The organism is Roseovarius sp. JB2-10, from assembly GCF_055693585.1.
In genome coordinates this window covers 3,087,637-3,111,695 of the sequence record NZ_CM146337.1, presented here as the reverse complement: position 1 = coordinate 3,111,695, position 24,059 = coordinate 3,087,637, and the positions used below count along the sequence as shown (strand labels likewise).

The following is a 24,059-nucleotide window of genomic DNA, read 5'->3' as shown; positions in this document are numbered from 1 at the left end:
ACAATTCCGCGTCCAAGGTCCGCTTTGGTGGTCAAGACCTTAACCTTTTGCATATGCGGTGAACGTCCGCTTTCCGCCCCACGGCAGCATTTTCTCTGTGGCTGCTTTGGCTAACAATTTCGCCGAAGCTTCTACCAAGCCAACGGCAGCGCTCTGTGAAGCTATGCCGTTGGTCGAATTAGGTGTTTCGGTTCTGATCAAAAAGCTAACTAAATCGCTGTTCCAAGGAATGATGGATTGAATTGTTTGCCGCAGGCAGTTGCATGAAAGGGGCCGGTATCTCTAAGATCCTCTCATCCTCCTCCCAAAGCTGGTCAAACAGCTCCTCAAATAGGGCCTGCGGAATACGTCCACGGTCAATCGCGCCCTTTATTCCTTGTGTACCCGATTTTGAACCTCTTGGTGCCGGTTCATGACACGGTGCACCATTCTTGCATCTCGGTTTCGGCTTCCACCAGTAGGCGTTGGTCCAAATGTCGGTGGGCTTCATGCGGCTATCACCATATTGGCAATAGGTCACGGTATGGCGGATCAGGTGATCGAGATGTGGTAAGCAACGGAGCATGCCGCGCGGGTTCTCCACAAATACCCAGGTTGGTTTCAATAGCTGAATTAACCGGAGCATATGCCCGATAAGGTCAATCGCCTGAAGAACCGTTTCGCTCTTGGGAATGTATCCGTTTTTGCCGCCGCCCCAGTGCCTTGAAATTGCTGCGACGGAAAACCCTTGGCATGGTGGCGAACACCAGAGGACATCAGGTTGATACGGAAAACCGGCAACTTGCAGGTGTGATATATCGGCCAGGAGATCAGGAACAAGCGTTGGATTATTATCCACCGTGAACGTTTTATGCCCCCTGTTCTGCGCGACTTTGGAAAAGGATTTGGTACCGGAAAACAATTCGATGGTATTCATTTTGATGTCCTCTTTGTTGAAAGATGACACCCAAGATTCACATATGAATTTTCCGATCAAAGGTTGGTAAATTGAGCTATGTGCACGCGTTGCACACAGTGTTCAGCAGTGAGCTGAGGAAAAACTTTTGTGTGAAAATAGACATAGCGAATTGCTGTTGCGTAGACGCCACAAACTGGCGCTGCAAATTGCTTTTCAGGCAAAGGTGAAGAGACCTGGACGGAAGTTTCGGGGTTGGCCTTTTTCCAGATTCGACCCTTTGCCTTTGGTCGTAAAAGACGACTGATGGGTGGTGATACGTCCAACCTTCCTTATCAATAATGACGTTAAGCAGCAGAATACCGTTCGCCCCTTTCAACCCTTGCAACCCAAGGTTAGAAACCGGGAATGAAGCTGCAGCGTGTCTTTGAAAAACTGTCTGACCTCTCACACCAACGTGTGATCCCGCAGGGTGTAATTGACGAAGGGCGTATCTTCGCATTTGGACTTTTCGACAATGCTGACCATCTGCATGGCCGCGTCACTGATGTAATAGAGGGTCTGAAGGAGCATGTCGGTCAACCCTTCGAGGTACACCCCTGGGTGTACGTGTTCGATATTTCCACAGTCAAACAAGATGGCAATACAAACCCAATGACGCTCGTTGGCGTCGTTTGGCCGCAGAAAGACGACAAGATAGTTGTTCGTGACTTTATCGTGTTGCGAACAGGTCTACGTCGGATGCACGACTTTGTGTTTGAACACACGCCGGATGGTACAAAGATCACTATCCCAAAGTTGGCAGACAGCCAAGTAGACCAAGAGGGCCGCGCTGCCACATCGCTTTATCCGCTTGCCATTGCAGTTTTAAATACCCGGGGGTGTCGCGTTGACCTTAAGCGTGCACCTGGCCTCACCAACGCAAAGCGTAAGCGGCAAGGCAAGCACCCAATACCTGCACATTATGACGTTGATGCAATGGAATACTTCAGCGTATTGCGTGCCGGAGCGCAGACCGTCGACCGTGGAGGCACACACGCAAGCCCGATCCCACATCTGCGACGTGCGCACGAACGCGTATTGTCAAATGGGAAGCGTATTTGGATACCATCTGCGTTGATAAATGTACGCAACGAAGGTGATATCGCTTTCGTGGAACGTCGCAAGGCGTACCGACGCAGCTAGATATGGCGAAAATCGTTAATGGAGCGATGTGCCTCTAGGCGCAAAGCCAATGCACTGCAGCGTTGATATTCCGGTGGCAACAGTTGGCCACCGTGGTACGTGGTCAGCAATTGTACAACTGCCGAGCGCACTATCCGTTTCGTTCAAAAGTTTGCGAAATTGTCGTTCTCTTTGCTTCGAGAGAAACACCAATTGCACCAACAGATTGCCCTTCAGCCCGTAGTGGCGTCGATGCAGCTTCTGAGACAGTACCAACTTATATTGTTGCACGGACCGCTGCAGAGATTTTCGCGCTGCTTTAGATCGCGCCGGTTCAGTGCCGCGATCCACTTCAAGGGCAAAGGAGCGGTAGCCATCCGGATATTTGATGGCAAAGATCTGGTCCGGGACCAGTTTTCCCTTTGGCATCGGAATTGCCATCGACACTTTCTTGAGCCCCAGTATGCGGGCGACTGGTATGTACTCTAACCCTGCGCGGGTGGCGATGATGTCTATGGCGCTTGAGACTGCAGAGACCCAGTGTCCATGCCACCAGTGGCCATTGGGACGGGCAGGGCGCTCAAGGGGCTTCTCTCCTGCCAGAACATCCCAACCTTTGGAGGAGAGATCGTAGACGTATGGATTGAAGTCAGCTTTGGCAATCTGTCGTTGCTGCGGCGGTAGGTGGAGATATCCGGCCTCTCTGAGCGCTTGTAGTCGCCGGAGACTGGTGTCGCGGCAGCGGTGTGTGTCTCGGGTCAGTTCAAAGAGAAACTCGCTGGATTGCGGTCCATGTCGGTCAATCTGCGCAAACCAGCGCAGCTCCCGGGCGGTGGGCGTGATGTTTGACCGAATTGTGGCCGGGGCGGAGAGCGAGTGAGCCATACACATATTCTGCCAGCCTTTTAGAGCTCCTGCGAACCTCCAAGCGGATCATCTGGACCGTTTTCTCCGGGCTCCTCGGGCGGCTCATCGTCAGATGCGTCGCCATGGTCGCCCTTGTGTTCCCATGGCTCCGCGTAGGTGTCACGGCTGTGTTGCAAAATGGCCGCACGATCGTCTTTTGTGCTGCGCGGCAGACGCTCCAATGAGAAGAAAGGGAAGGCAATGGGCACGGCTTTTTGGGTCACGCCGCGCAGATGGGCCGCAAAGGAACCTTTGGGTTGCTGCTGGATCAGCTCTGGGCTGGCATGCATCTGGCTTGCCAGCGCACGCGCATCGCGCGCAGAAACACCACCTGCCAGTTTGATCGACGTATTGGCCTCAAACGCCTCTGAGAGGCCGCCTGAGAGCTGGCCCAGATATTGATGTGCCATCACCATGGCCACCTTGTATTTGCGGGCCTGAGACAGGATGGCGCTGATGTTCTGGTCGAAATAATCCTGCGCCTCATCAATGTAGATCAAGGCGGGCAGACGGTCCTCTGCATGCAACACAGCGCGTTCCTGGGCGGCCTGGGCAATGAGCGCGATAAAGAACCGGCCAAAGATCTCGGTGCCCTGGTCTTTCAGGAGCGATTTGCTGGTGTTGATGAGGATGAGTTTGCCTGCATTCAGCTCAGTAAACATGTCGAATTTTGACTGCGGATGGGAAAACATGCGCTCAAAGGTCTGGTTCTCGAGCACGCCATAAAGGCGGCGCAGCACTTGGGTCTTGGAGGTGGCAAATTCCTTGCTATTGAACTCGGTCTCAAAGAAGCGGCGTGGCGTGCCTTCGAGCTTGTCGATCTCTGCCTGATACTTCTCCGTACCGCCCGGTTCCATCAGGTCACGCAGGGTGTGGATGGTGGCATCTGGGATATGGAACATCAGCCGTGTCACGTAGCGGAAGACAACGCTTTGTTTGGCCGTCATGCCCGCAGACAAAAGTGAGCCCAGTACAAAGTCATAGAGCTCAATAATCGAATTGGTCAGGCGTTCCTGTTCAAGCGGCGAATATCCAGATAGCCGTTCCTGGCCGACGGCAAAAAGGTTGAGGCAGACCGGAAAGGCAATATCTTCGGGGTTGATGAGCACAATCTGGTCGGGCTCGAGCATCTTTGCCTGCAGGATGATATTGATCAGATCTCCCTGGCTGTCGATTACCACCACGGATTTAGTGCTTGCGGCAACGTCTTTGAGGTCGTTGGCAATCAGGTACTGCATTGTCTGGGTTTTGCCATGACCGCTCCCGGCCACGATATGCATGTGCTCAAAGCGCAGGGCTTCGGGGATGGCAAAAGGCGTGCGCAGCGCAAAGAGTTCGGACAACCTGGTGCCGGAGAGATAGGTCGCAATGGCGTCATCCCCGCGATAGTCGCGTGGGTATACTGGATTGCTGCGATTGGTGAGGCGCAGGTTGGTATCGAGTTGCTCACGCAGCGCTTTGAAGTGGCCGTAGTCGTTCTCGGCAAAAAAGGGCGTGATGATCTCCCCAATGGTGAGGCCAAGTGGCGTGAGAAACTGCTCAACGGAAACCAACACTTCACTCTGCATCGGTGGTGCGGCTCGGGCAATCGGGGCGAGGGCGTCGGAGATCACAGCGAGCGCCGAGAGCTGCATTGTCCGGTCATGCCGGGCCTGTCCTTGCCGGGCTAGGAGATCACGGTAGCGCCCGCCCTCAACCGTATTGCAGAGCGTGGGCGGCGGCGGAATGTCCGGGCTGAGCCCTTCGTCCGCAAAGAGCGCGCGGCCAATCTCAAGCAGTTGGATGCGCAGTGCATCAGGTGTGGTTCGTGGCCAGCTGGCAGAAAGTGCTGTGTCAGCCTCGTCATCGCTAAGCTCCACGCTACCCGCCAATGCGTGGTTGTATAGCTGCAGGGTTTCTTCCCGGGCCAGACGCTCGGCCCGTGCCGGGCTGTCGTGCCAGAGCCGGTACCCGACATACCCCACCAACCCCAACAGAAAGAGTGGTGTCACCACCAGGGCAAGCACGAGGAGCGCGGCCACGATGAGACCGGTGCCAAGCAAGCTGCCAAAGAGAGGGCCAAAATCGTCGCGCATCAGAACTCAATCACAAAGTCATCACCCAACTCAGCGTTGTCGCTGATCCAGAGTTTGAGCTGCTGCAGGGCGTCAATCAGCACGTCCTGGTATCGTTTGGCAGCAGAGGGGTTGGCACAGAGAAAATGATCAGTTTGGCCGTTGATGACGTCTCCAATGAGCAACTCGAATTTTGCGTCCCTATCATCCACCTTAGCCGTGGCCGGTCGTCGATTGAGCAATCTGGTCTTGAGCAAGTCACGTTGTCTGAGGATTTGCTTCTCCTCATGCGAAAACAACACCGTGAGGGAGACCTGGTAGTATGTGGTCTTAAGAACCAAACCTTTCCGTACCGTGTCATGTTTGATGTTGATCCGCATAGGGTAGGTCTGTCTTTTTGTAAGGTGTCTAAAAACGCTAGGGAGTATCACGCATGGGAGGGTGGGGTTATGAAGCTACGAGAGTAGCTGAAGTCATGACGCCAAAACCAAAGATAGGTTCCGCTATGGTCTGCCAGGTGCTGCAATGGCCCCCAGACATGACCCCCATAGGGGTTGGGGGTCTGTATGGGGGTGAAAACCATCACGATTTGTCGATAAATGCGCGAGCGGATTTTTCCGTTTTGAAGAGCTTATCACCGACCTGAAAGCCTCCCGTGACTTTCTCGATGGTGGGTTGTTCGATTGGCATTGTTGGAACAGGCTGTTGATGTTCAAGCCGGGCAGGGGTGGTCTCACCTTCGGCAGAAAGAGCGTCTGTGCGTGTGTCAGCGTCGAGGCTTGGTGGCGCTCCTGTAGCGCTCGCGGACTGGGCATATGTCGGGGCGTTATCAGCCGTTTTGTGATCAGATGAGGTATAGGAGGGCGCAGTGGTGCGCCCGAGCGCCAGTGCCTCTCGAGAAACTTCCAGTTGTTCTCGAGAGACTGCCAGTGCCTGTTGGGCGTATTCCGCGCTATCAACCCCAGCCCGACCCATCTGGACCATGGCTAAGCCGACGAGCCCAAAGAGTGCCAGACCGATGCCAGGCATTGACACCAACAGTGCTTGATAGGGGTCTGGAGCGCGTCCAAAACCACCTATGGAGGAGATACCCCCTAACACGACAAAGCCAGCGATAACGATCACTCCCCAACTGCAAAAGCCCAGAAAACCAAATAGGTTACGGGCAGCATCATAAGACCTCATTGCAAATCTCCTTGTGCTTAATAGGAGAGAGGCTGGGCTGGTGGGGTGGGAGTTGTCAAATGGTTTTTAGGGTTGGCGGATGTGAGTTGTGCTCAAGCGGAAACTTCACGTCCAACACCAGACGTTGGTACGAAGTGCTTCCAGCATTGGTGTCACTGCACTGAGATCGCATTTTACTTGTCAACAAGAGGCGAATTACTGGCCAAAGGGATAAAACTGGGCGGTCAACAACACTGCCATGCCGAGAAAAGAACAATGACAATGGGAGGCCCATAGTCGCCAGGTTTTGCCCCGAAAGTTTCGGTCAGTATCGAACAGTAAGCTTCAATGAAGTCATGGATAAATGGTTCATTGAATACGATTTTGGCACGAAATTCTTGCCGCGGCGTCAACCTAAGGTATCATCAGTCTTATTTTGCACGGCCATAATCTATTATTTGGGGGACAAACCGTGAAGCTGACAACCTGGAATGCCGAGTGGTTGGATACCGATTGGGGCGTTATCATTGGAAAATACACGCCCGGAAAGAAAATCTTTCCGCACAACGCGCCATCAAAGACTCATGCACGAAAAAGAATTGACGCTGTGTCGGGTTTTATTGAGAGTTTGCAAACTGACATTTTATTTCTTTGTGAGGCACCGCAGGGGCAAGAGGAAATGGAAGAGTTTGTTAAAAAGCACCTGCCAGACTTCGATCTCATTACCAGACCCGCTGGTGAAAGTTATGAAACTGGTGGTCGACAATGGCAGTGGTTTGTTGTTCGCAAAAGCCTTGCAGACCAAGTTGAGCCATCGCTCATGCCTATCCCGATTTGGCGGAGCTTTGCCGCCGCGCAGGATTCATCGATTGGAGAGGACGGTAGGTGGAAGGTCGCCACACCCCGCCTGAAGACTGTGGGTGGGGTAAAAGACGTACCTGTTTCTTCCAGGACAACGCATTCCTTCCACAGGGAACCTCAAATTTTACGATTTTCATTTGGAGGTGCGCAGCACGAGGTCATTGGAACACATCTGAAGAGCAAGTTTACCGGAGCGACGCCGCGTCAACGGCGGGACAACGAATCTTTTGATGACTACATAGACTCCAGCAAGAAGGTTCGCGAATACATCGCCAAATCCCACGAAGCGCGCATCAAACTAAGCTCTGAAGCTTTGGCGATCCGGGCCTATATCAACAGGCGATTTGCTCAGGAGGCTGATCCGTCAATTTTTGTCGTTGGCGATCTTAATGACGGGCCCGGCAAGGAACTCATGGAGCGCGAGTATCTACTACATGATTTGATTTCGAACCTTCAAGGAGAAGTCTTTTTTGCACGCCAATTCCTGAACCACGCTTTGTTCGATCAGCCCGCAAACCTACGTTGGACAGCGAAATTCAATGACAAGCTAGATCCGGATCGGGATGAGCACATTTTGCTCGATCATATTCTATTCACTCAAGCCCTAACCCGGTCTGGCACCAGCCCTTTGCAGGTTCAGGCGAACGCTGGGCGGGTAGAGCATTTGTTGTATGAGGAAGGCATTACTTCCTTTGGCCATGAATTTCTAAGCGACCATCGCCCCGTAAGTGTCGATATTACACCCCGAACGCATTGATGGAGAAAACTATGAGATTTTTGTTCGTAAGTATCGTGCTCGCCCTTCAATCGAGCCCGATTGCGGCGCAACCGAATGATCGCATTACAGTCATGACCTACAATGTCGAGAACTTCTTCGATGCTACCGATGACCCGCGCTATCCAAATGATCGTGAAACTCTGAATGACCCTACATGGGTCGATGCAAAAGCAGCAGCAATCGCACGTGTTATCAGCCGCTTCGATGACGGTGCCGGACCTGATGTCCTGGTCCTAACTGAAGTGGAAAGCAAGGAGGCCCTCGACTCGATAAAAGCCGCTTTGACCGGGTCTGCGAGATACCAATCCGAAGTGTTCTTTGACGCCAACCCAAATAGGCCTGAACCAAAACCCGATTTCCGTGGCATTGATGTTGCGATCCTTGCGAAATTGCCGTTTGCCGATGGCACTACTGGTAGATCACATCAGATTGATCTGACCGGTGAGAACGCTTGTGATGAAGATGGCGATTCCGGGTCAACTCGCGACGCTATAGAAGCAAGCTTTGCCCTACCAGATGGAGCAGCTCTCACAATTTTCGGGGTACATTTCCCGTCAGGCAGAAACCCCAGAATTTGCAGAGAGATCGCGGCGAACACGGTTAGAGAATTGGCAGATGCTCTACCAACGGATCAAACTGTACTGATCGTCGGTGACTTCAACTTCAACTGCGAAGATGCCGAACAGGAAGTTCTAGCTCAAGTTTTCAGCACCTGGCATCTGCCTGTACAGCTTGATAACTCTTGTGTCGGCAATGGCAGCCAATGGTATTGGAAAAAGAACAGCTGGTCTTACCTCGATATCATTGCGGCGCGGGCGGTCACCGGAAACTGGCAGGCAGATATGGAGAGCTTCAGATTAGTCTTGAACGATTTCGAGCAGTTTTTCTTTGATCAAAGCGCTCAGATCATCCGCCCTAAGAAGTTTAAGCTCAACGCAAACAACGCAGAAAATTCCGGAACCAGTGATCATTGGCCGGTCGCCATCGACATTGCGAATTGATCCCTTGTTCCGCCTTAAGTTTATGTGCCATTTCCTGACAGAGCTTTTGGGACGGCTGGAAGCAAATTCAGAGCATGATGGGTTCTGAATTGGTTGTATCGTTTGGAAGTTTTGTTGTTTGGAAATCTCCCAACGTTCAAAACTTCCCGCAACAGTGTGCCTTGCGCATTCGATTGTTCGAGAAGAAAGCATCCAGCATTTCACCTTAATACAGGAATTCTGCCGTTAAAAAACAGTTGCGAGGAACTGTCAGAGGTCAGCTAACAAATTCCTCTTTAAAACCTGAGGCCTACTGCAAGCTCCAGCTCATCTACAGATTCGCGCGAAGAAGGTGTTTCACCTTTCCTGTAGGTTAGATCCAAAGAGAACTGGCTTGTTGGTTCAAGTGCATAGCTCAAAGTCGCTTTCGCAAATTCTGTATCGACACTGCTGTTAATTAGATCGAAGAGAATGTAGTAGTTCGCCGACAAGCTTAGACGTTTAAAGGCACTACTAGGATCGAAATCAAATTTGACTCCTACGGCTGGACCAACAAATAAATAGTCGTCGGCAGATGCAAACTGCTCCTTCCCGTTCGCGTCAACCACATGCTGGTATTCTGCCTGCAATTGCGAACTCCAACCATAGCGCAACAGGCTGGAACCGATGCGTCTCTGATTTCCGTTGGCAGCCCCCCTAAAAAACGGCTGATACTGAAATTGGGCGCTCCACACGGAAAGGTCAAAGTCAGAATCCGTCACCCAACCTATATTACTTCTAAAGTATTTTTGGAAAATCGGTGATTTTGGGGAGTCGTTTTGCCATTCCCATTCTCCGCCAAGCCGAAAAATTAGTGAGTCAGTTTCTTTTGGTCCGGGAGTGCCTGAAACATCGGTACGGTCAAATTCAACACCAGCCAAAAATGCAGCAGCTGTCAAAGGTTGGTTTTCGTAGCTCTTCTGCCACGCTAAAAAAGCTGCTCCGCGCGCAGTAAAAATATCTCTGTTCGAGCTATAGTCGCGTTTGAAGCCAAAATGAGCAGGTGTGACTTTCTTGAAATCGGCATCTGACCTTGGCGCGGTGAGAACCGACGCACCTGCGATCTTGCTTTGCAATACAAACCGTAAGTTTCGGTCCTTTTTCTTTTTGTCAACGATGGGTTTTCCGGTCGGTAAGCCTCCTTTATCATCAATGTCCAAAAGGATGTCGTCACGTTCCAACTCAATCTGTCTCTCAACATACAATGCGTGATTGCTAGCCTCAGTTGTATCAAGTGCGCCATTAAGGTTCTTGTCGAACTTCTTTAATACGGGGTCACTTTTGTGTTTGAGGTAGACATCCAATTCTCGACCGGGCTCAACTACGCCGTTACCGTTCAAGTCATATTTTGGATCAACAGAATTTTGCTGTGCCGAAACCGGCGTGAAAAATAGTGAAATGAATGTTGTCAAAAAAAATTTCTGAATCTGTTTCATCTTACACCCCAAACTTTTTGCGAATGATTGTCACCAAATCACCGACGGTCTTAGCTTTTTGCGTTTCGTCTGGACCTAACCAGCTCGGAATGGGTGTGCCTTCTGAGGTAAATTTCGTTCGTAATTTTGACGCCAACCCGCGCCTTCCGGCGTCGCTGTACCCATATTTTTCGCTAAGGCTGTGGCCGTGTCTAATCTCTTGCTTTGGCGTGTTTGTATCAGCTGAAATAACGTCTTTTACGTGTGAAGATATTGTGACCCAATGCATGTTCCCCCCTCATCAAAAAATTTGAAAATCACCTCTAAGTATATGACGATATCACAAATTAACCTATAGGGAGAAAAATCTCCAAAACTTTAGGGTCTGCAAAGGCAAGAAATTAGTGAGATGGGCAATTGGTGAACTCGTTATGACTCGCTCTACAACGCGGAACTCTGGCGTTTAACAAATTTGGAATCGCGGCGCCCTGCGGGAGTGTATTCAGTTTTTCAGATCGGCAAAAATCAGGGGGTTAGTCACTCAAAACCACGCTGATTGCGAATGAAGTATGGGGTTAAAATGTTGCGTTGATTCGTGACAAACCCGCAACTAATGCAGCTTCTTGTGAACTGGCGAAGAAGCGCTAGCTACCCATATCGGTTTTACTCAATCACTTGCCCACATCTGTGCAGCAATTTCCAACTCATCTCTACCTGTGGCGTTGGCGTAGATGGCGGTGGTGCTCATCTGGGCGTGGCCCATCCATTTCTGCACCATATTGAGTGGAACACCAGTGCGGATGGCGTGGATGCCGAAGCCGTGACGAAGGCCTTTAGGCGAAGCTTTTGCACCGGTGATACCGGTCTCTCGCATCACAGCTTTCACCCAGCGATAAGCCGTAATCCGATTTACCGCGCAACCGTTGTGCTGATACAGCATTTCGCCTGTTTCAAGCGCGTGAGTGCACATCAGTTGCTCTATCAGCACTTTTGGCACTGGCACCTCCCGGAAGATATTAGGAGATCGTCGTTTGAGTGTTCTGAAGGTTATCAGTTGTGTCTCAGCCTGTATAGAATGCCCGGTCAGCGCAAGAGCCTCAGAGAGGCGGCATCCTGTAAAGGTCAGTACCCGGCAGAGACTATGAGTAGATGGGGCAGCTTTGCTCGCCGCCACCAAAAATCGCGACCGTTCGGTGGCGTTGATATAGAGCCGGCCCCGATCGGTATCGTAAAGCTGCATTCCGACGGGAGTTGGTAGGCTGTGTTCCATGAAATACGAGATGCCGCCTGCGTTGGTTATCGCTTGATATGGGCGGTGTTTCACAGCGCGCAACAATATTGGTAATTCTGTTGCTCCGGTGAAATTAGATCTCAATATCAAAGTGATAGCAGAGAACGTAGTTGAGATTATCCTGTCATGCCTGCTCATACAACGCCTATTTTAGGCGGCTGAACAAAGTGTACAAAATTACCAATTCTGTTGCAACAAACGGCCCGGGGAAAGCGCCTCAATCAACTGTGATTGGCCGTGAACGTAGTCACTAAATTGTACGGTCACATGAACCGTATTTCTGTTAATCGGAGGAATGGTTTTACCCATGCGTATTCTTACATATCTTGGTGCTGCGTTGGCACCAATAATGCTGGCAATGCCAGCAACAGCAGTTCCGGTCAACTCAATCAGTTGTCCTTTCTTGCAGTTCACGACAACCACAATTGACCCAGGTGAAACATTCGAACGCGGCTACAGCGACACAAACTGTCGCTCAGTAGATGGCTTCAACGTTTTGTTCGAGCTGACAACATCCGGTACCCAGCAAGTTGGTTTCTCAGCCGGCGGTTTGGATGCTGGCGGAAGCTTCACTGGCAGCACGATCGAAGCTATGATTTCGGTCACGGACTCGTTGAATTTTTGGGTTAAGGAATCGATTCTGGACAACTTTTCCGAAACTGATTTCGGTTTCCAATTGTTGGGGCAAAGCACCAACACTGCTGACATCAATCTCCGCATGGTCACAAGTTCGGAGACACAGTTCTTCCTGTTACCTGTCATGGAGTTGGATGACAGCTATCTGACGGGTGGGCCAATATCGTCTGTGCCACTACCGGCAGGCATGGCGCTGCTACCAACGGCACTTGCAGGACTGGTGCTATTGAGGCGACGCAAAATTACTTAGGTCCAATAAGTTAGATCAAAAAAGCCCCGCGGCGCATTCCGGCGCGGGGCCTTTGGCGGCAACCTCTTGTTGGCCTACAAAACACCTGCTTCCCTTGCCAAAGACATAGCCTCAAAACAGACCATAGCGTAGGGTTCACTGCCCCAGATTGGGGGTTTTTGAGGGCAGGGCGGGGCTGTTTCCGGGAAACGGTTGGCGAAGTATTCGGCTTCGAGATACGCGTTCTTGAACCGGCGTTTGCGGCGAACATGCAGGTTCAGCAAGGGTTGGTCGTCAGCGATGGCAACAAAAGCTTTCAGGATGGGAATTTGCTGCCCGTGTTTGTTTCCGGCTGCGTCCGGGTTTTCCGAGATCAGGACATTGGGACGGAACTCTCTGATCCAACGCCGCAGAATTTTTTCGGCATCCTCAGGTGATTTTGCACCGGCTTCGGACGTATCCCAGACGTTCAGCTCTCGATCTTCGATGAGAACACAGCCGATCCGACCGCATCTGGCAGCCACCACCAGGACTCGCTGGTTAACCTGCATAAGGCGGGTTCATTTCTTCTTCCAATCGCCGCGCCAGACGCCCAATCGTCTGGTCGCGCGCATGACGCCTTGGATAGCTTTCCGGCATCTCCGGCATGGAACAGGCGTTGGCAGCCATTTGTGCGCGAGCTGCAGTGATGACACCGGCAAAGAGGCTTTCAAAGCTTTTGTTATAAAGAAGCGACAGGGCGCAGATATCGGGGATGGTCGGCAGGCGTTTGCCGTTTTCGATCTGGCTGATAACCTGATGTGTGACCCCGATGAGGTGACCGCAATCGGCCTGGGTAAGACCGGATTTTTTGCGGGCGATTTTGAGGTCGGAAATGAACTCGTCATGCATATGTTGAATGAACTATTGAATAATGCGCCGATGGTACGCGAGCGGGAATGTCTCCAATACCACCGGTTATTCTGAAATTTTGAAAACGGGTGTTGCCGGTGTCGCGCGGATGCTCACCGGGTGATCAGTGGGATAGCGAAAGGGTGACCCCTTTCGCCCATGCCCCGTCGCACCCCACCAGAGGCAACACCCGTTTTCAATTCCCATACGGTAGGATTTTCGCCGAAATCGGGAATAAGCGCCAGACCCGGTTCTTCACATCTCCATAAGGCTATTACAAAAATGGCCCGCCTAATAAAGCGGGCCAGGATCAAAAGAGCGACTGCTGCGGATCGTCTGGATCACAGATGCCATAAAGAACACGTGCCATGGCAACGGTCTCTCTACCTTGGAAGATCGGTTTCTCCGTGACGTGGTTCACAATGTGCCAACCAGCCCAGATTTTAAGCCCTGCACCCTGAAAGGTCACGTCGAGCCTGCCTGGCCCGCAACTGCCGCCAAAGATGCCCAGAATACGTTCCAACGCCTTTGAGAGCGCATCTTCAGTCATGCCGTGTCCGATTTCTTTGGCATACCACTCAGGTAGTGCTTTGGTGGCAATGCGGAATGCGTCTTCGCGGTCTGCCGCCGTGAGGGGGCGTGCTTGGCGTCCCATCAGTATTCCGATGCCAGCATGATGGTCAGCACGCGGTTTGTCACCGCAGGATTGGCGGCATCGTTTGAATGGTGTTCCAACTCCAGATCGAAATAGTCGACTTTGAAAAACAATTTCTCCTCGCCGACGATAACGGCACCAAAATCATGCTCATTGTGCGGATCGTTGTCCTCGGTGAAATCGTCAAAACCGGCAACGGCCCGCAATGCTCTACGCACATACTCCTGGCCCTGGGCTTCGATACCTTGCGTCACGACAATCGTCGCATTCTCTGCCTGACCGCGCCGTAGCTGGTCATTGAGGCGGCGTATGCGGGCCTTGCGATAGTCCTCATCCAGCCGCCAGTCCGGCACGAGATTGGTTCCACAGGCGTTGCAGCAGAACTGATCGAAGATTGATTTCAGCTGCCAGTCCCGCGTGGCGATGCTCCAGGCTGCCGAGGCATCGCGGACCACGCATGTGGCACCACAATTGGCACAGATCGGATAGGCTCCCACCATATCCCACAGATGTTGTTTTCTGGCTCCCATGTTTTTGATCTCCTTCCGTACGGGTGGCCGCCCGAACCTGTTTCAGGCGCACCCCTCGGAAGAAGACCGGAACTAGTCTACCTATAGTGTTCCGGCCAAACCGGATCGCAGATACCCCCGGTCATTCACGAAATTCGAGAATTCCCCACCGAAAGACCGCCAGTACCGCCACGCGTGCTCGCACAGCAAACTACGCGGATGTTGACTCATCTGGACCACAGCATTTTGGGCAGAGCCTATTACCGCTATGGCGGCCGGCTTTGTGCGCTGCAAAACGCCCAACGCAGCAAACACGTATTTGCTCTGGGGCAGACAGGAACTGGTAAGACATCACTTCTCCTGAATCTCGCCTTGCAGGATTACCGGGCCGGGCGTGGCTTTTGCGTGATTGACCCGCATGGTGACCTGGCCGAGCAGCTGGCAGCAAACTGCTCGGCGGCGACATACTGGAATGTCGTCGATCCCAACTCACCTTACGGATATAACCCGCTGACCCGCACCTCACCGGCATTGCGCCCGCTGGTAGCGTCAGGGCTTATTGATGCGCTCAAGAAACAATGGGCCGAGGCTTGGGGCGTGCGAATGGAGCATCTATTGCGCCATGCCATCCTAACCTTGCTGGATACACCACAGGCCGACCTGCGTGACATCATGCGGCTCTTCCTTGATCGAGACTTTCGGCGCGAGGTGATCCAGCATGCGCGCGACCCGCAGGTACGGCAATTCTGGATCGAAGAATACCCGGCTATGTCATACAAAACCGCCATGGATGGCTTGCCGCCGATTGCCAACAAGCTGGGTGCCTTTTTGGCGCATCCAGTCGTGCGCCAGGCGCTGTGCGAGCCTAAGAAGCCGCTGCGGTTTCGCCGTATTATGGACGAAGGCCAGGTGTTGATCGTCAATCTGGCCAAGGGCCGTCTGGGGGCAGACGTGGCCAATGTCGTAGGTGGCCTCATCGTTGCTAGCCTGACGCATGCCGCCTTTTCCCGACATGGCATCCCCGAGGCTACCCGCCGCCCGTTCTTTCTCTATGTCGATGAATTCCACAGCTTCACTACGGATACCGTAGCGGATCTCCTTTCAGAGACTCGCAAATACCAGCTCGCCTTGTTTCTCGCGCAGCAGCACACCTCTCAATCAAGCCCGGCAGTGTTTGCCTCCATCCTGGGAAACGTCGGCACCATCCTCTGTTTTCGCGTTGGTGCCGCCGACGCTCCCACCATGTCCGCTCAGCTGGGCGGCGTGCCCCCGGAAGATCTAATCCGGCAACCCAATTATCAGGCCTTCGTGCGGATGATGATTGATGAAAGACCCAGCCCGGCGTTTTCCATTGCCACCTTGCCATCAGCAACTCGCCTGAAAGAAGCATGACCCGGGCTATTCTTGATGGCCTCACTCGGTAGACTGACATCATGTCACAAAACGATCATCTACAACCCTATTTGAAGCTTTGCCAACGCATCTATTTGCGCATGTTGGAGGACGGGTCCTGGCCTTGGCAGGATCTCGCATAATCCTGAGGATTTGCTAGAGTCAGATCATACTCAATCTGACATATGAAACCGTGTTTTGGATATATTCGGGTGTCGACCCAGAAACAGGGTGAGGGGGTTTCGCTCGACGCGCAAAAGGACGCTATCGCGGTCTTTGCGAGTCAGAATGACTTGGCAGTGACCAAGTGGTTTGCGGAGAAGGAAACCGCTGCAAAACGCGGCCGTCCAGTGTTCAATCAAATGCTGCGGCAGTTGAAACAGGGTAAGGCTACTGGCCTCATCATGCATAAAATTGACCGCTCTGCCCGCAACCTGCGGGACTGGGCACTTGTCTCAGAACTACCACGCTATGGGGTCAAGCTGTATTTCGCAGCAGATGGCCTCGATTTTGAAACCCGGGGCGGGCGTCTTTCGGCAAACCTTCAAGCGGTCATTGCCGAAGACTATATCCACAATCTGCGCGAGGAGACCATCAAAGGACTGAATGGCCGGTTGAAGCAGGGACTTTATCCATTTCGCGCACCTATCGGTTATCTGGACAACGGTAAAGGCAAACCGAAGACGCCATGTCCGGTCAAGGCACCTCTAATACAGCAAGCCTTCAGATTGTATGCCAATGGAAGTCATTCAATTCGGTCACTGATGCCTGTACTGGAACAGCTGGGTTTACGAAACCATTCAGGCAAATCGCTCAGCAAACACGGTATCGAAACCATCTTATCAAATCCGTTTTATACCGGCCTCATTGTCATCAAACGCACCGGCGCCGTTTTTCAGGGACAACACGAGCCGCTCATTTCGGCGCAGGAATTTGAATACGTCCAGGATATAAAAGCTGGGCGCGCAGGCAAAAAGGTGACGCGTCACAATCACCTTTACCAAGGAGTGTTCCGCTGTGGGCTGTGCGATGGCCCTATGTCACCAGAAAAGCAAAAGGCCAGGATTTATTATCGCTGCCATCGTCCGGGTTGTCCGACCACTACCGTTCGGGAGGATTATGTTGAAAACGAAGTGCTCAAGGCTTTCAGGGCGTGTGAGTTTTCGCCTGAGGATGCCGAAGCGTTGGAGCGTGAGTGGCGCAATTGGTTAGGGAGCAGTGAACGAAGTGGGTTGCTTCGTTCCCGTGCGATGCAGATCGAGAAAACAACTGCCAAATTGGATAGACTGACCGACTTACTCATCGATGGCTCAATCGACAAATGCGCTCATGATCGCCGCAAATTGGATTTCCAACTGGAGCTGGCCTGTTTACGCGAAGAGCAGGACAAACTGCAGAAAAACCATCTAGACGAAACAGAATTGGCTCAGTTCGTCGAACTTATGAAAAACCTTGCAGGGCTTCATATTTCGGCAAAACGCGGGGAAAAACGGTGGATGGTCAAGTATTTCTTCTCGAACCGGACGGTTCGCGGAAAAGAGCTTTGTTTAGAGCCCTGTATTTGGCTCAAAAGGCGAGAAATCTCCAAGCTGTCCCCTTTGGTGCCCCATCTCGTCCCACACCTCGACAAAATCAACAAATCTACGAAGCGACCGGGAGAGTATTCTAGCCAACCGATGAAGCAAAAATTTGGCTACCGTGGGTGAGTGTTAATTTTTGAGTTGTGCCCCGACGAGGTGGCTTTCCGAACTCGTGGCTAATAAGGAAAATATAGAAAGCAAGGTGAGGTTTCTTGAAGCGTATTTTAGCATAGGTGATGAGGATGAGACATTACGCCAGGCTGCGTAGTGATTATGTTGGACGCCGAACCTTACATGAAGATCAAGACAAAAGTTCGAGAAGCATCCCTTACTGCGGGCTTACCCGAGCTACTTTTCGACAAAATACGGGTGAGGCGATATCGGGTACAGGGATCAACGTTGACGGGAAAATTTTTGGCTTGCTACGTTGTGAAGGTTTTCTACCGCTCTTTGTAAATGGTCAATTCGCCGAATAGGAGCCCGTCTCACAACAGTGATAGTGCAGTGGTGAAAATTCACAATTTAGTGGATTTTCTTGAATTTCAGTCGGCCCTGTGATATCGTCAAGCACCAAGATGTTGATTGGGTGTAGCATGGAATTCGACAGAATTAAACTTCGAGTCATTAATGAACTACTTGAGAATTCTGCAAAGCCGCGCAAGCAGGTTGCCATGGATCTTGGAGTATCGGAATCTTACGTTTCTAAGATCATCAAAGAACTAAGCGAATACAGTGACGTTATTGAAAAGTTTACAGTCCATTTGAACTATCGTGAGTTTGGAATTTCCACACATTTTTATTCTGTGATCTCTTTAAACAAACAGAGCTCTGAACAAATCGATGAGGTGGTACGAAAGCTACTAAGCTTCCCCGAAGCAATCGAAGTTTTTTCAGCTTGGGGAGATGCTGATATCTTTATCCGTTGGATGTGCAGGGACGGGGATGAACTCATGGATCGAATAAATGAAGTTCTCAATACTGATGACGTACAATCAATTAAAACACAGGCATTAGGAAAGTCATATCGCCGCGAATTTGGGCCGCCCATAGATGTACCCGAGAAGATTTCTACATAAAGTTGGCGACCCTTCATAGCTAGAAAGGGTCGCCTTAGTTTTTAGGCATCAGCCTCAGATGAGTATCTGGACCAGTGCTGCTGCAGCGATGCTTGCTGCAAAGGTATTGGCAAATAGTTCTAGCTTTTCTTGCCATGTTGTTTCCCTTTGGAAAACATTAGTTTTGCATTTTGCGCACTGAATTTTGTTCATTCATGTTGCACCTCCTTTCTATATTTTTGCCGTCAGGTGGCGACCGAGTTTTCTGTTTCATTTTAACCTCGTTGGGTTGTTACGTTAGAAGCGATTGAGAGCGGTGTTATGCGCCAATGGCATCGGTGCCACTCCCATTTAGTGCTCCCGGCGCCAGACGCGCCAGATTACTATTCACCTACAATCACCCCCTCTCTAAGCAATGCTGCCACTTGCAGCGGGTTGTTTATTTGTCTCATCAGCGCCTCCTTTCTGATTCGTTGCTGATACATACTTAATACACATTGAGTGTGTATTGGTCAATGGGTGATGCGAAAAATTTCCTGCTCAAGCACCTTTCAGGACTAATCAAGAGGGTTTATCCACTAATTATCCCAACATCCGCCATAGTTGACGCAATCTTTCTAAGTTTGTGCATCAGATTGGTTGACAGCACACCCAATCCACATAAAGTGTGTATTGAGCGGGTAATTTGTTCACGTTTGGGAAAGATTTCCAGATTAGAAAAGAAATACCGCTGGAACTTGAATGGGACGGGCACAGTTGGAAAAATTCACTTTTGAGGCGGATTTATGCCGTCGAACAATACATTTGGTTCGAGAGTTGCGCAAAATTACTTTATTTCAAGAACATATGTTACAATATTGCGGGATCCGAGGATATGTGATCGCCAATATTGCGCGATACTGGTCTGAGATCAGAAATCCCTTGGGATTCAACTGTGTCAAGTCGGATACGTTGCGGCTCGACGGGTTGCAACGGCCTCAATGTCACCACATTCTATACACATCTAATACACATCACGAGAGATTTCTGTGCCCTGCGGGCGCTTGAAATCTGCTTGTCCAACTTAGGAGAACTGACAATGGCTGTAGATTCAAAGATAGTAAGAAGGAACTTCACCTTTCCCGAAGACTACCTGGAAAAGTTTGACCGGCTCCGCAAACGTCATGGGGCCGCATCTAACAGTGAATTGCTGCGTATTGCGCTGAACAAGCTGGAAGAGGGTTATCCCTCAGCACCTGCTGGTGAAAACGCGAAATCAAAGGCGACAATTGCCGCTGAGTAAAAAATTGTTCTTTCTGATTGAGCTGGCTGTCAATGACCGCCAGCTCTTTTTTTATCAATAAATCTGTTGATCAGGTCGATCCCATCGGGCTCTTCCAAGCAAAACAAAAAAACAACATTTGAAAGAAATTCGGTGGTGTAACCGGTATGGGCACTCAGCAACTCTAACTGTTGAACGAGTTCTTTATCAAACGGGCCTTCAAACACGTCATTTTTTAGTTCGAGATATCCATTCACATAACTCTGAAAGGCGTCATCCAAATATTGTTCAAACTCGTCTCTGCCCAAATCAAATCCTCCAAATCATAATCATTATACTAACATGCCTTTTATTTCTATACACTTGGCATACCAGCTGGACGGTGGCGACATTTCTTAAGTCATATCTGACAGGACCAATTTGATTTTAGGATGTGACTAGTCTTTGGTGGATGGGATCAGTGGCCTCTAGTACTAGTCGGTGTTGCTGCGGTTGTTTGATTAAGAGATGCTGCAAGACGTTATCAAACGAAAGCTCTAAGGCCTAAGCGTCATTGAGCAGAGCAAGCCTGCATCTATGCCGCCAAGCATTTTTTCCCCAATCATTTTTGAATGCATCTATCCAATGCGAACAGAAACATTTGGCCGTGAAACTTCCGAGCCAATTCTATTGAGGCAATGTAGCTGCAGGCGGTTGTTTTCCGGAACAAAATGGCTGCTTTTCTTCGAATGTTACCCATTCGTGCATCACGCGGCATCGGCCACTTTGGGCTCAGAGCTGTCATCTGAGGTAAAGAGTCGGTCATTTTAGAACCATATGACTGGAAAGCGGACTTTGCGAACATACGTCCCGTTTAGTCACAGACACTCAGTTGTCATAGCGTTCCCACCCGGCATTCTCATGCTTTCGGCGATACAGGTTTTTTGAAATAAGTTGGTCTGCCTCGTCGGTACGAGAGATGACTTCGCGTAACTCCTGAATGCCTACACTGGAGTTTGCATCGCAGAACGCCAGGACATCTCTGCGTGGCAGGGCTGCTACTGCTCCGTTTGGAACGAGAAATGCGTAGTCGTTTTCCCAAAAGCGGTCTAGCAACAACAAGCTTGCCTCAAAATTGCCGTCCCATAATACAGCAAAAACATTCTCGTATCTCACGACCTGGATTTCTTTGTTGTTTTCCAAGCTTTCCAAATTCGAGATTGCGATGCAATTTAACGCTTCCTCGGAAAGCCTGGCACTGGTTCGTCGACGTTCCAATACGTACTCGAAACAATCTCCGGTATCGACCAGGTAGGAAACAAGAAGGCCGTTTCCCAGTCGAGTTAACACAGGAGCATCCATCTCTGGCAGTTTGGTATCCGCTTCGAGACCAGGAAGCTCAGGTTTCAAGTAAGCAACAGCCTTCTTGCAAAACTCAATGTCTTCAATGCTCATTTTCGAACCATACACTAAAACGCCTCACCTGTTCTTTTTGGTTATAGTGTAGAGCGTAGATGTAACCAACCTGACTGTCCGCTTAGGGCTCGCAGCGGCCATTGGCAGCAATGCGGACATCCCGGACGTCAGCGCCACATCCCCAGCATGTCCCTTTGGCTCAAACGCGGACCTTGGGGCAGAGCGCGGATCCCGTTAGGGCGCAGTCATCACAAAGGAGAGGCAATGACCGATTTCACACGTGACATTCAGCCCCCATGCCCGGCCATCCGTTCGAGGTCCATTGACGTTGGCCACTCGGATCTGAGTCCAGATGCCACTAGTGGAAACCTGGGTTCCACTTTGTTTGACAAATACCCTCGTCTCACCCAGTCTCTAAATTGAAAACTGATTTTGTTGAGGCAGATTATGAGATTGGGAATATGCTTGTTGGCGGTTTGTGGGGGCTTGGGCATGGAAGCTGCTGCAGAGAGTCCCGGTTCACTCGAAGGTAAAGGGGCGCGTTGGTTTTGCTTTGAGGTTAGAGAGCAAGGTAATCCAGATACTGTCGAACCCGGGTTTGTTGTTATTGTTGATCTAGTTAAGAATGAAAAATTTGATGCGACTTGGTTTGTGGAAACTGAATCGAACCATCCAAAGGACACGGACGAAGAGTTTGCAGTGAAAATGTGGATCTTTGAAAATGCTCCAACAATGGGCGACGCAAGCCCTCAAGAGTTTGCCCAGAGATTACTGGACGATAATCCGTCCGCACCTGTGATTGAGTCACACAAGGGGATTACTTCAATGGATAGCTTTGGCGTTGCGTTTGGTGGCGGAGATACCTCTAGCGGTCTCATTCACGACTACATTGAACCGAAAAACAACATGTACATAAACAATATCGTCAACGACCAAAGACATATTTTCTGTGAGAAACCTTGGGCGGTTGGTGCCTAAGAGCTGATTGTGAATTTGGAACTGAAACTAAGTAACAATGAGCCTGAACGCAGTCGTCAAACCTGTAGATGACAAAACGGAGCCTCAAGGTCAGCTTTGCGGACTTAACTGCCGTTCATTATGAGTGCGCCAATGACCGCTTTTGGAAAGCCAGCAACGCAGGCTGGCGAATTGAGCTCAAGCCTATTACCTTTGATGCGGCGATAATGCCCAAAAACTTCTGGCAAAAAACCTAGTTTGGGGTTTTAAAGAACCGATTAGGAGTCTTGGGAAGTGTTTCGTGACAGATAACGAAGAAACGGTTGAAAAGAAAAAGTCGAACACATCTACCTATATCGCGGGCGGCATCATCGTTCTAGCAATCGGCTATGGTCTCATGGTGCGAGAGCAAGGGATTGATGCTGGTGTCAACTACTGCAAGACTAGAACACCATCTGTAAATTGCGCTTGCCTTGAAAGGGTAATCAGAAGAGAGACGCCAACCCTTACTTTTTGGTTGAGTGACACAGATAGTCGGCGTGCGCGTATCAATGCGGGCGCACGGCAATGTGGGAGTTAGTCGGCAAGAAAGCTGACCTTGGTACGCCACGCAGCAATCGTTAATATGGGCTCAAAGCCGCCATTTTCCGCACTCTGCTCGAATGTCGAAAAAATTTAGCAATAAGAGCTGTTTTCGCTCTGCCTAGGGTACTGGTGCCGCGAACTCTCAATCTGGTGGTTGGGATCAGATTGATGGTGGTGGTGCCGAACATAGCAACCCACTGGAAACCATAGAAATAAAAGTGACTAAAAAGAGACTAAAAACGATCAAAGCCTCAGCGATTTCTCGCTAAGGCTTTGTTTTTATTGGCTCCGGCGGTAGGGATCGAACCTACGACCAATTGATTAACAGTCAACTGCTCTACCGCTGAGCTACGCCGGAACACAGGCGCCCGTATAGCAATGCGGCTTGGTCCCGTCCAGAGGGGATTTGATACTTTTTTCGCCGCTGTTTTTAGACCGTGCCGTTTGGTGTCATTTCAGTTCGAATACCGCATCGGCCGTCAGCGTGCCACAGGGGGTGACACTGTTTTTACCATATAGATCAATCAGATGCGCCAGAACATTTCGGGTGGCGGCCGGGAGAAGTTTGGCCGGAGTGTCCGTGTATATCGCGCTGGCCAGCGTTTTGGCGTCAGCCGGCCCTTGGGCCAGTTGGTTCAGGATTGCCGCCTCACGTGTCAGGCGATGATCGATCAACCACTGAAGCCGCGCGTGGGGATCATCAATCGGGGCGCCGTGACCTGCGTGCAAAATACGCGCGTTCAGCGCCTGTAACCGCCGGCACGAGGCCATGAAATCCGTCAGGTCGCCATCTGGCGGAGAAACCAGCGAACTGGCCCAGCCCATGACCAAATCGCCGCAAAATACGATATCGCCCAGGGCAAAGCACAGGTGATTGCCAAAATGTCCCGGCGTCCAGTGGGCGGTCATTTGCCATCCATCGGCCGCGATCACATCCCCATCCGCAAGGGTAACATCGGGTTCAAAGCTGGCATCAACGCCTTCGCCGCCGCCCATCAGCCCGGATTGCGCCAGTTGCTGCATGATTGCACTACGCCCGGCCAGCGCATCGCCGAAGGCATAAACCGGTGCGCCCGTTTTTGCAGCGAGGGTTTTGGCCAAGGGGGAATGATCCAGATGGGCATGCGTGATCAGAATGTGTGTGATCGTCTGGTCGGGCGTGAGCGCGGACACGATCGCCGCCAGATGGTCCGGATCATCCGGACCGGGATCCAGCACTGCGATGTCGCGATCACCGATCAGATAGGTGTTTGTCCCGCGATACGTCATGGGCGAGGGGTTGGGGGCCAGAACCCGGCGGATGCCGGAGCCCAGGGTCTCAGCCACGCCCACGGGGGGATTGAATGCATCAGGGGCGTCCATGGCTC

General features: G+C 51.1%; 24 protein-coding genes and 1 tRNA gene. 9 read left to right on the top strand and 16 right to left on the bottom strand.

Features of this window, described 5'->3' with window-relative positions; genetic code table 11:
* Positions 1–205: 205 nt before the first annotated feature.
* Positions 206–916: a DNA cytosine methyltransferase gene (locus tag ACZ1HJ_RS15570; RefSeq protein WP_472719564.1), complete on the bottom strand. Its 711-nt coding sequence runs from the start codon at positions 914–916 to the stop codon at positions 206–208.
* A 387-nt stretch (positions 917–1,303) separates the two neighbouring features.
* Here ACZ1HJ_RS15570 and ACZ1HJ_RS15565 point away from each other — a divergent pair, with 387 nt between their 5' ends.
* Positions 1,304–2,080 (top strand): hypothetical protein, encoded by a 777-nt coding sequence (locus tag ACZ1HJ_RS15565; RefSeq protein ID WP_472719563.1) that lies wholly within the window; start codon positions 1,304–1,306, stop codon positions 2,078–2,080.
* Between the two features lie 15 nt (positions 2,081–2,095).
* On the opposite strand, the gene ACZ1HJ_RS15560 is transcribed toward ACZ1HJ_RS15565, so the two are convergent.
* The 4 genes from ACZ1HJ_RS15560 to ACZ1HJ_RS15545 all read right to left on the bottom strand — a co-directional run bounded on the left by ACZ1HJ_RS15560 (position 2,096) and on the right by ACZ1HJ_RS15545 (position 6,204).
* Positions 2,096–2,944: a replication-relaxation family protein gene (locus ACZ1HJ_RS15560; RefSeq protein WP_472719562.1), complete on the bottom strand. Its 849-nt coding sequence runs from the start codon at positions 2,942–2,944 to the stop codon at positions 2,096–2,098.
* Between the two features lie 20 nt (positions 2,945–2,964).
* Entirely contained in the window at positions 2,965–5,040 is a 2,076-nt protein-coding gene (locus ACZ1HJ_RS15555; protein ID WP_472719561.1) for a type IV secretory system conjugative DNA transfer family protein, read from the bottom strand.
* Positions 5,040–5,399, bottom strand: a complete 360-nt coding sequence (locus tag ACZ1HJ_RS15550; protein ID WP_472719560.1) for a hypothetical protein — start codon at positions 5,397–5,399, stop codon at positions 5,040–5,042. Before ACZ1HJ_RS15550 ends, ACZ1HJ_RS15555 begins: the two co-directional genes overlap by 1 nt.
* A 202-nt stretch (positions 5,400–5,601) precedes the next feature.
* Positions 5,602–6,204 carry a hypothetical protein gene (locus ACZ1HJ_RS15545; protein WP_472719559.1) on the bottom strand — a complete coding sequence of 201 codons (603 nt, stop codon included), beginning with the start codon at positions 6,202–6,204 and terminating at the stop codon, positions 5,602–5,604.
* A 451-nt stretch (positions 6,205–6,655) separates the two neighbouring features.
* Here ACZ1HJ_RS15545 and ACZ1HJ_RS15540 point away from each other — a divergent pair, with 451 nt between their 5' ends.
* Both ACZ1HJ_RS15540 and ACZ1HJ_RS15535 read left to right on the top strand, forming a co-directional pair.
* Positions 6,656–7,801, top strand: a complete 1,146-nt coding sequence (locus ACZ1HJ_RS15540) for an endonuclease/exonuclease/phosphatase family protein (protein ID WP_472719558.1) — start codon at positions 6,656–6,658, stop codon at positions 7,799–7,801.
* 11 nt (positions 7,802–7,812) lie between these two features.
* Complete coding sequence (locus tag ACZ1HJ_RS15535) at positions 7,813–8,823, top strand: endonuclease/exonuclease/phosphatase family protein (RefSeq protein ID WP_472719557.1); 1,011 nt, start codon at positions 7,813–7,815, stop codon at positions 8,821–8,823.
* A gap of 275 nt (positions 8,824–9,098) precedes the next feature.
* Here the strand turns inward: ACZ1HJ_RS15535 and ACZ1HJ_RS15530 are convergent, their stop codons facing one another.
* A complete protein-coding gene (locus ACZ1HJ_RS15530) occupies positions 9,099–10,277 on the bottom strand; it encodes a hypothetical protein (RefSeq protein ID WP_472719556.1) in 1,179 nt (392 codons plus the stop codon).
* Positions 10,278–10,923: 646 nt separating this feature from the next.
* Positions 10,924–11,685 (bottom strand): tyrosine-type recombinase/integrase, encoded by a 762-nt coding sequence (locus tag ACZ1HJ_RS15525; protein WP_472719555.1) that lies wholly within the window; start codon positions 11,683–11,685, stop codon positions 10,924–10,926.
* 169 nt (positions 11,686–11,854) lie between these two features.
* Here ACZ1HJ_RS15525 and ACZ1HJ_RS15520 point away from each other — a divergent pair, with 169 nt between their 5' ends.
* Positions 11,855–12,433, top strand: coding sequence for a VPLPA-CTERM sorting domain-containing protein (locus ACZ1HJ_RS15520; RefSeq protein WP_472719554.1), 579 nt, complete (start codon positions 11,855–11,857; stop codon positions 12,431–12,433).
* A 74-nt stretch (positions 12,434–12,507) separates the two neighbouring features.
* On the opposite strand, the gene ACZ1HJ_RS15515 is transcribed toward ACZ1HJ_RS15520, so the two are convergent.
* The 4 genes from ACZ1HJ_RS15515 to ACZ1HJ_RS15500 all read right to left on the bottom strand — a co-directional run bounded on the left by ACZ1HJ_RS15515 (position 12,508) and on the right by ACZ1HJ_RS15500 (position 14,488).
* Positions 12,508–12,936, bottom strand: a complete 429-nt coding sequence (locus ACZ1HJ_RS15515; protein ID WP_472719553.1) for a hypothetical protein — start codon at positions 12,934–12,936, stop codon at positions 12,508–12,510.
* A gap of 16 nt (positions 12,937–12,952) precedes the next feature.
* Positions 12,953–13,303, bottom strand: a complete 351-nt coding sequence (locus ACZ1HJ_RS15510; RefSeq protein ID WP_472719552.1) for a helix-turn-helix transcriptional regulator — start codon at positions 13,301–13,303, stop codon at positions 12,953–12,955.
* A gap of 310 nt (positions 13,304–13,613) precedes the next feature.
* Complete coding sequence (locus ACZ1HJ_RS15505; protein WP_472719551.1) at positions 13,614–13,958, bottom strand: hypothetical protein; 345 nt, start codon at positions 13,956–13,958, stop codon at positions 13,614–13,616.
* Positions 13,958–14,488, bottom strand: a complete 531-nt coding sequence (locus tag ACZ1HJ_RS15500) for a DUF3768 domain-containing protein (protein WP_472719550.1) — start codon at positions 14,486–14,488, stop codon at positions 13,958–13,960. Before ACZ1HJ_RS15500 ends, ACZ1HJ_RS15505 begins: the two co-directional genes overlap by 1 nt.
* A gap of 198 nt (positions 14,489–14,686) precedes the next feature.
* Here ACZ1HJ_RS15500 and ACZ1HJ_RS15495 point away from each other — a divergent pair, with 198 nt between their 5' ends.
* The 3 genes from ACZ1HJ_RS15495 to ACZ1HJ_RS15485 all read left to right on the top strand — a co-directional run bounded on the left by ACZ1HJ_RS15495 (position 14,687) and on the right by ACZ1HJ_RS15485 (position 18,515).
* Positions 14,687–15,859, top strand: coding sequence for a type IV secretory system conjugative DNA transfer family protein (locus ACZ1HJ_RS15495; protein ID WP_472719549.1), 1,173 nt, complete (start codon positions 14,687–14,689; stop codon positions 15,857–15,859).
* Positions 15,860–16,044: 185 nt separating this feature from the next.
* On the top strand, positions 16,045–17,565 hold the full coding sequence (locus ACZ1HJ_RS15490) for a recombinase family protein (protein WP_472719548.1): 1,521 nt from the start codon (positions 16,045–16,047) through the stop codon (positions 17,563–17,565).
* 467 nt (positions 17,566–18,032) lie between these two features.
* Positions 18,033–18,515 (top strand): Lrp/AsnC family transcriptional regulator, encoded by a 483-nt coding sequence (locus ACZ1HJ_RS15485; protein WP_472719547.1) that lies wholly within the window; start codon positions 18,033–18,035, stop codon positions 18,513–18,515.
* 54 nt (positions 18,516–18,569) lie between these two features.
* Here the strand turns inward: ACZ1HJ_RS15485 and ACZ1HJ_RS15480 are convergent, their stop codons facing one another.
* Positions 18,570–18,707 carry a hypothetical protein gene (locus ACZ1HJ_RS15480; protein ID WP_472719546.1) on the bottom strand — a complete coding sequence of 46 codons (138 nt, stop codon included), beginning with the start codon at positions 18,705–18,707 and terminating at the stop codon, positions 18,570–18,572.
* An 865-nt stretch (positions 18,708–19,572) separates the two neighbouring features.
* Between ACZ1HJ_RS15480 and ACZ1HJ_RS15475 the strand changes: the two genes are divergently transcribed.
* On the top strand, positions 19,573–19,776 hold the full coding sequence (locus ACZ1HJ_RS15475; protein WP_472719545.1) for a ribbon-helix-helix domain-containing protein: 204 nt from the start codon (positions 19,573–19,575) through the stop codon (positions 19,774–19,776).
* A gap of 29 nt (positions 19,777–19,805) precedes the next feature.
* On the opposite strand, the gene ACZ1HJ_RS15470 is transcribed toward ACZ1HJ_RS15475, so the two are convergent.
* Both ACZ1HJ_RS15470 and ACZ1HJ_RS15465 read right to left on the bottom strand, forming a co-directional pair.
* Positions 19,806–20,063: a hypothetical protein gene (locus tag ACZ1HJ_RS15470; RefSeq protein ID WP_472719544.1), complete on the bottom strand. Its 258-nt coding sequence runs from the start codon at positions 20,061–20,063 to the stop codon at positions 19,806–19,808.
* A 559-nt stretch (positions 20,064–20,622) separates the two neighbouring features.
* Complete coding sequence (locus ACZ1HJ_RS15465) at positions 20,623–21,189, bottom strand: DUF1444 family protein (protein WP_472719543.1); 567 nt, start codon at positions 21,187–21,189, stop codon at positions 20,623–20,625.
* A 453-nt stretch (positions 21,190–21,642) separates the two neighbouring features.
* Here ACZ1HJ_RS15465 and ACZ1HJ_RS15460 point away from each other — a divergent pair, with 453 nt between their 5' ends.
* Positions 21,643–22,128: a hypothetical protein gene (locus tag ACZ1HJ_RS15460; RefSeq protein ID WP_472719542.1), complete on the top strand. Its 486-nt coding sequence runs from the start codon at positions 21,643–21,645 to the stop codon at positions 22,126–22,128.
* Between the two features lie 847 nt (positions 22,129–22,975).
* Here ACZ1HJ_RS15460 and ACZ1HJ_RS15455 read toward each other — a convergent pair.
* Both ACZ1HJ_RS15455 and ACZ1HJ_RS15450 read right to left on the bottom strand, forming a co-directional pair.
* Positions 22,976–23,050 (bottom strand) — tRNA-Asn (locus ACZ1HJ_RS15455).
* 92 nt (positions 23,051–23,142) lie between these two features.
* A complete protein-coding gene (locus ACZ1HJ_RS15450) occupies positions 23,143–24,054 on the bottom strand; it encodes an MBL fold metallo-hydrolase (protein WP_472719541.1) in 912 nt (303 codons plus the stop codon).
* Between the last annotated feature and the right edge of the window lie 5 nt (positions 24,055–24,059).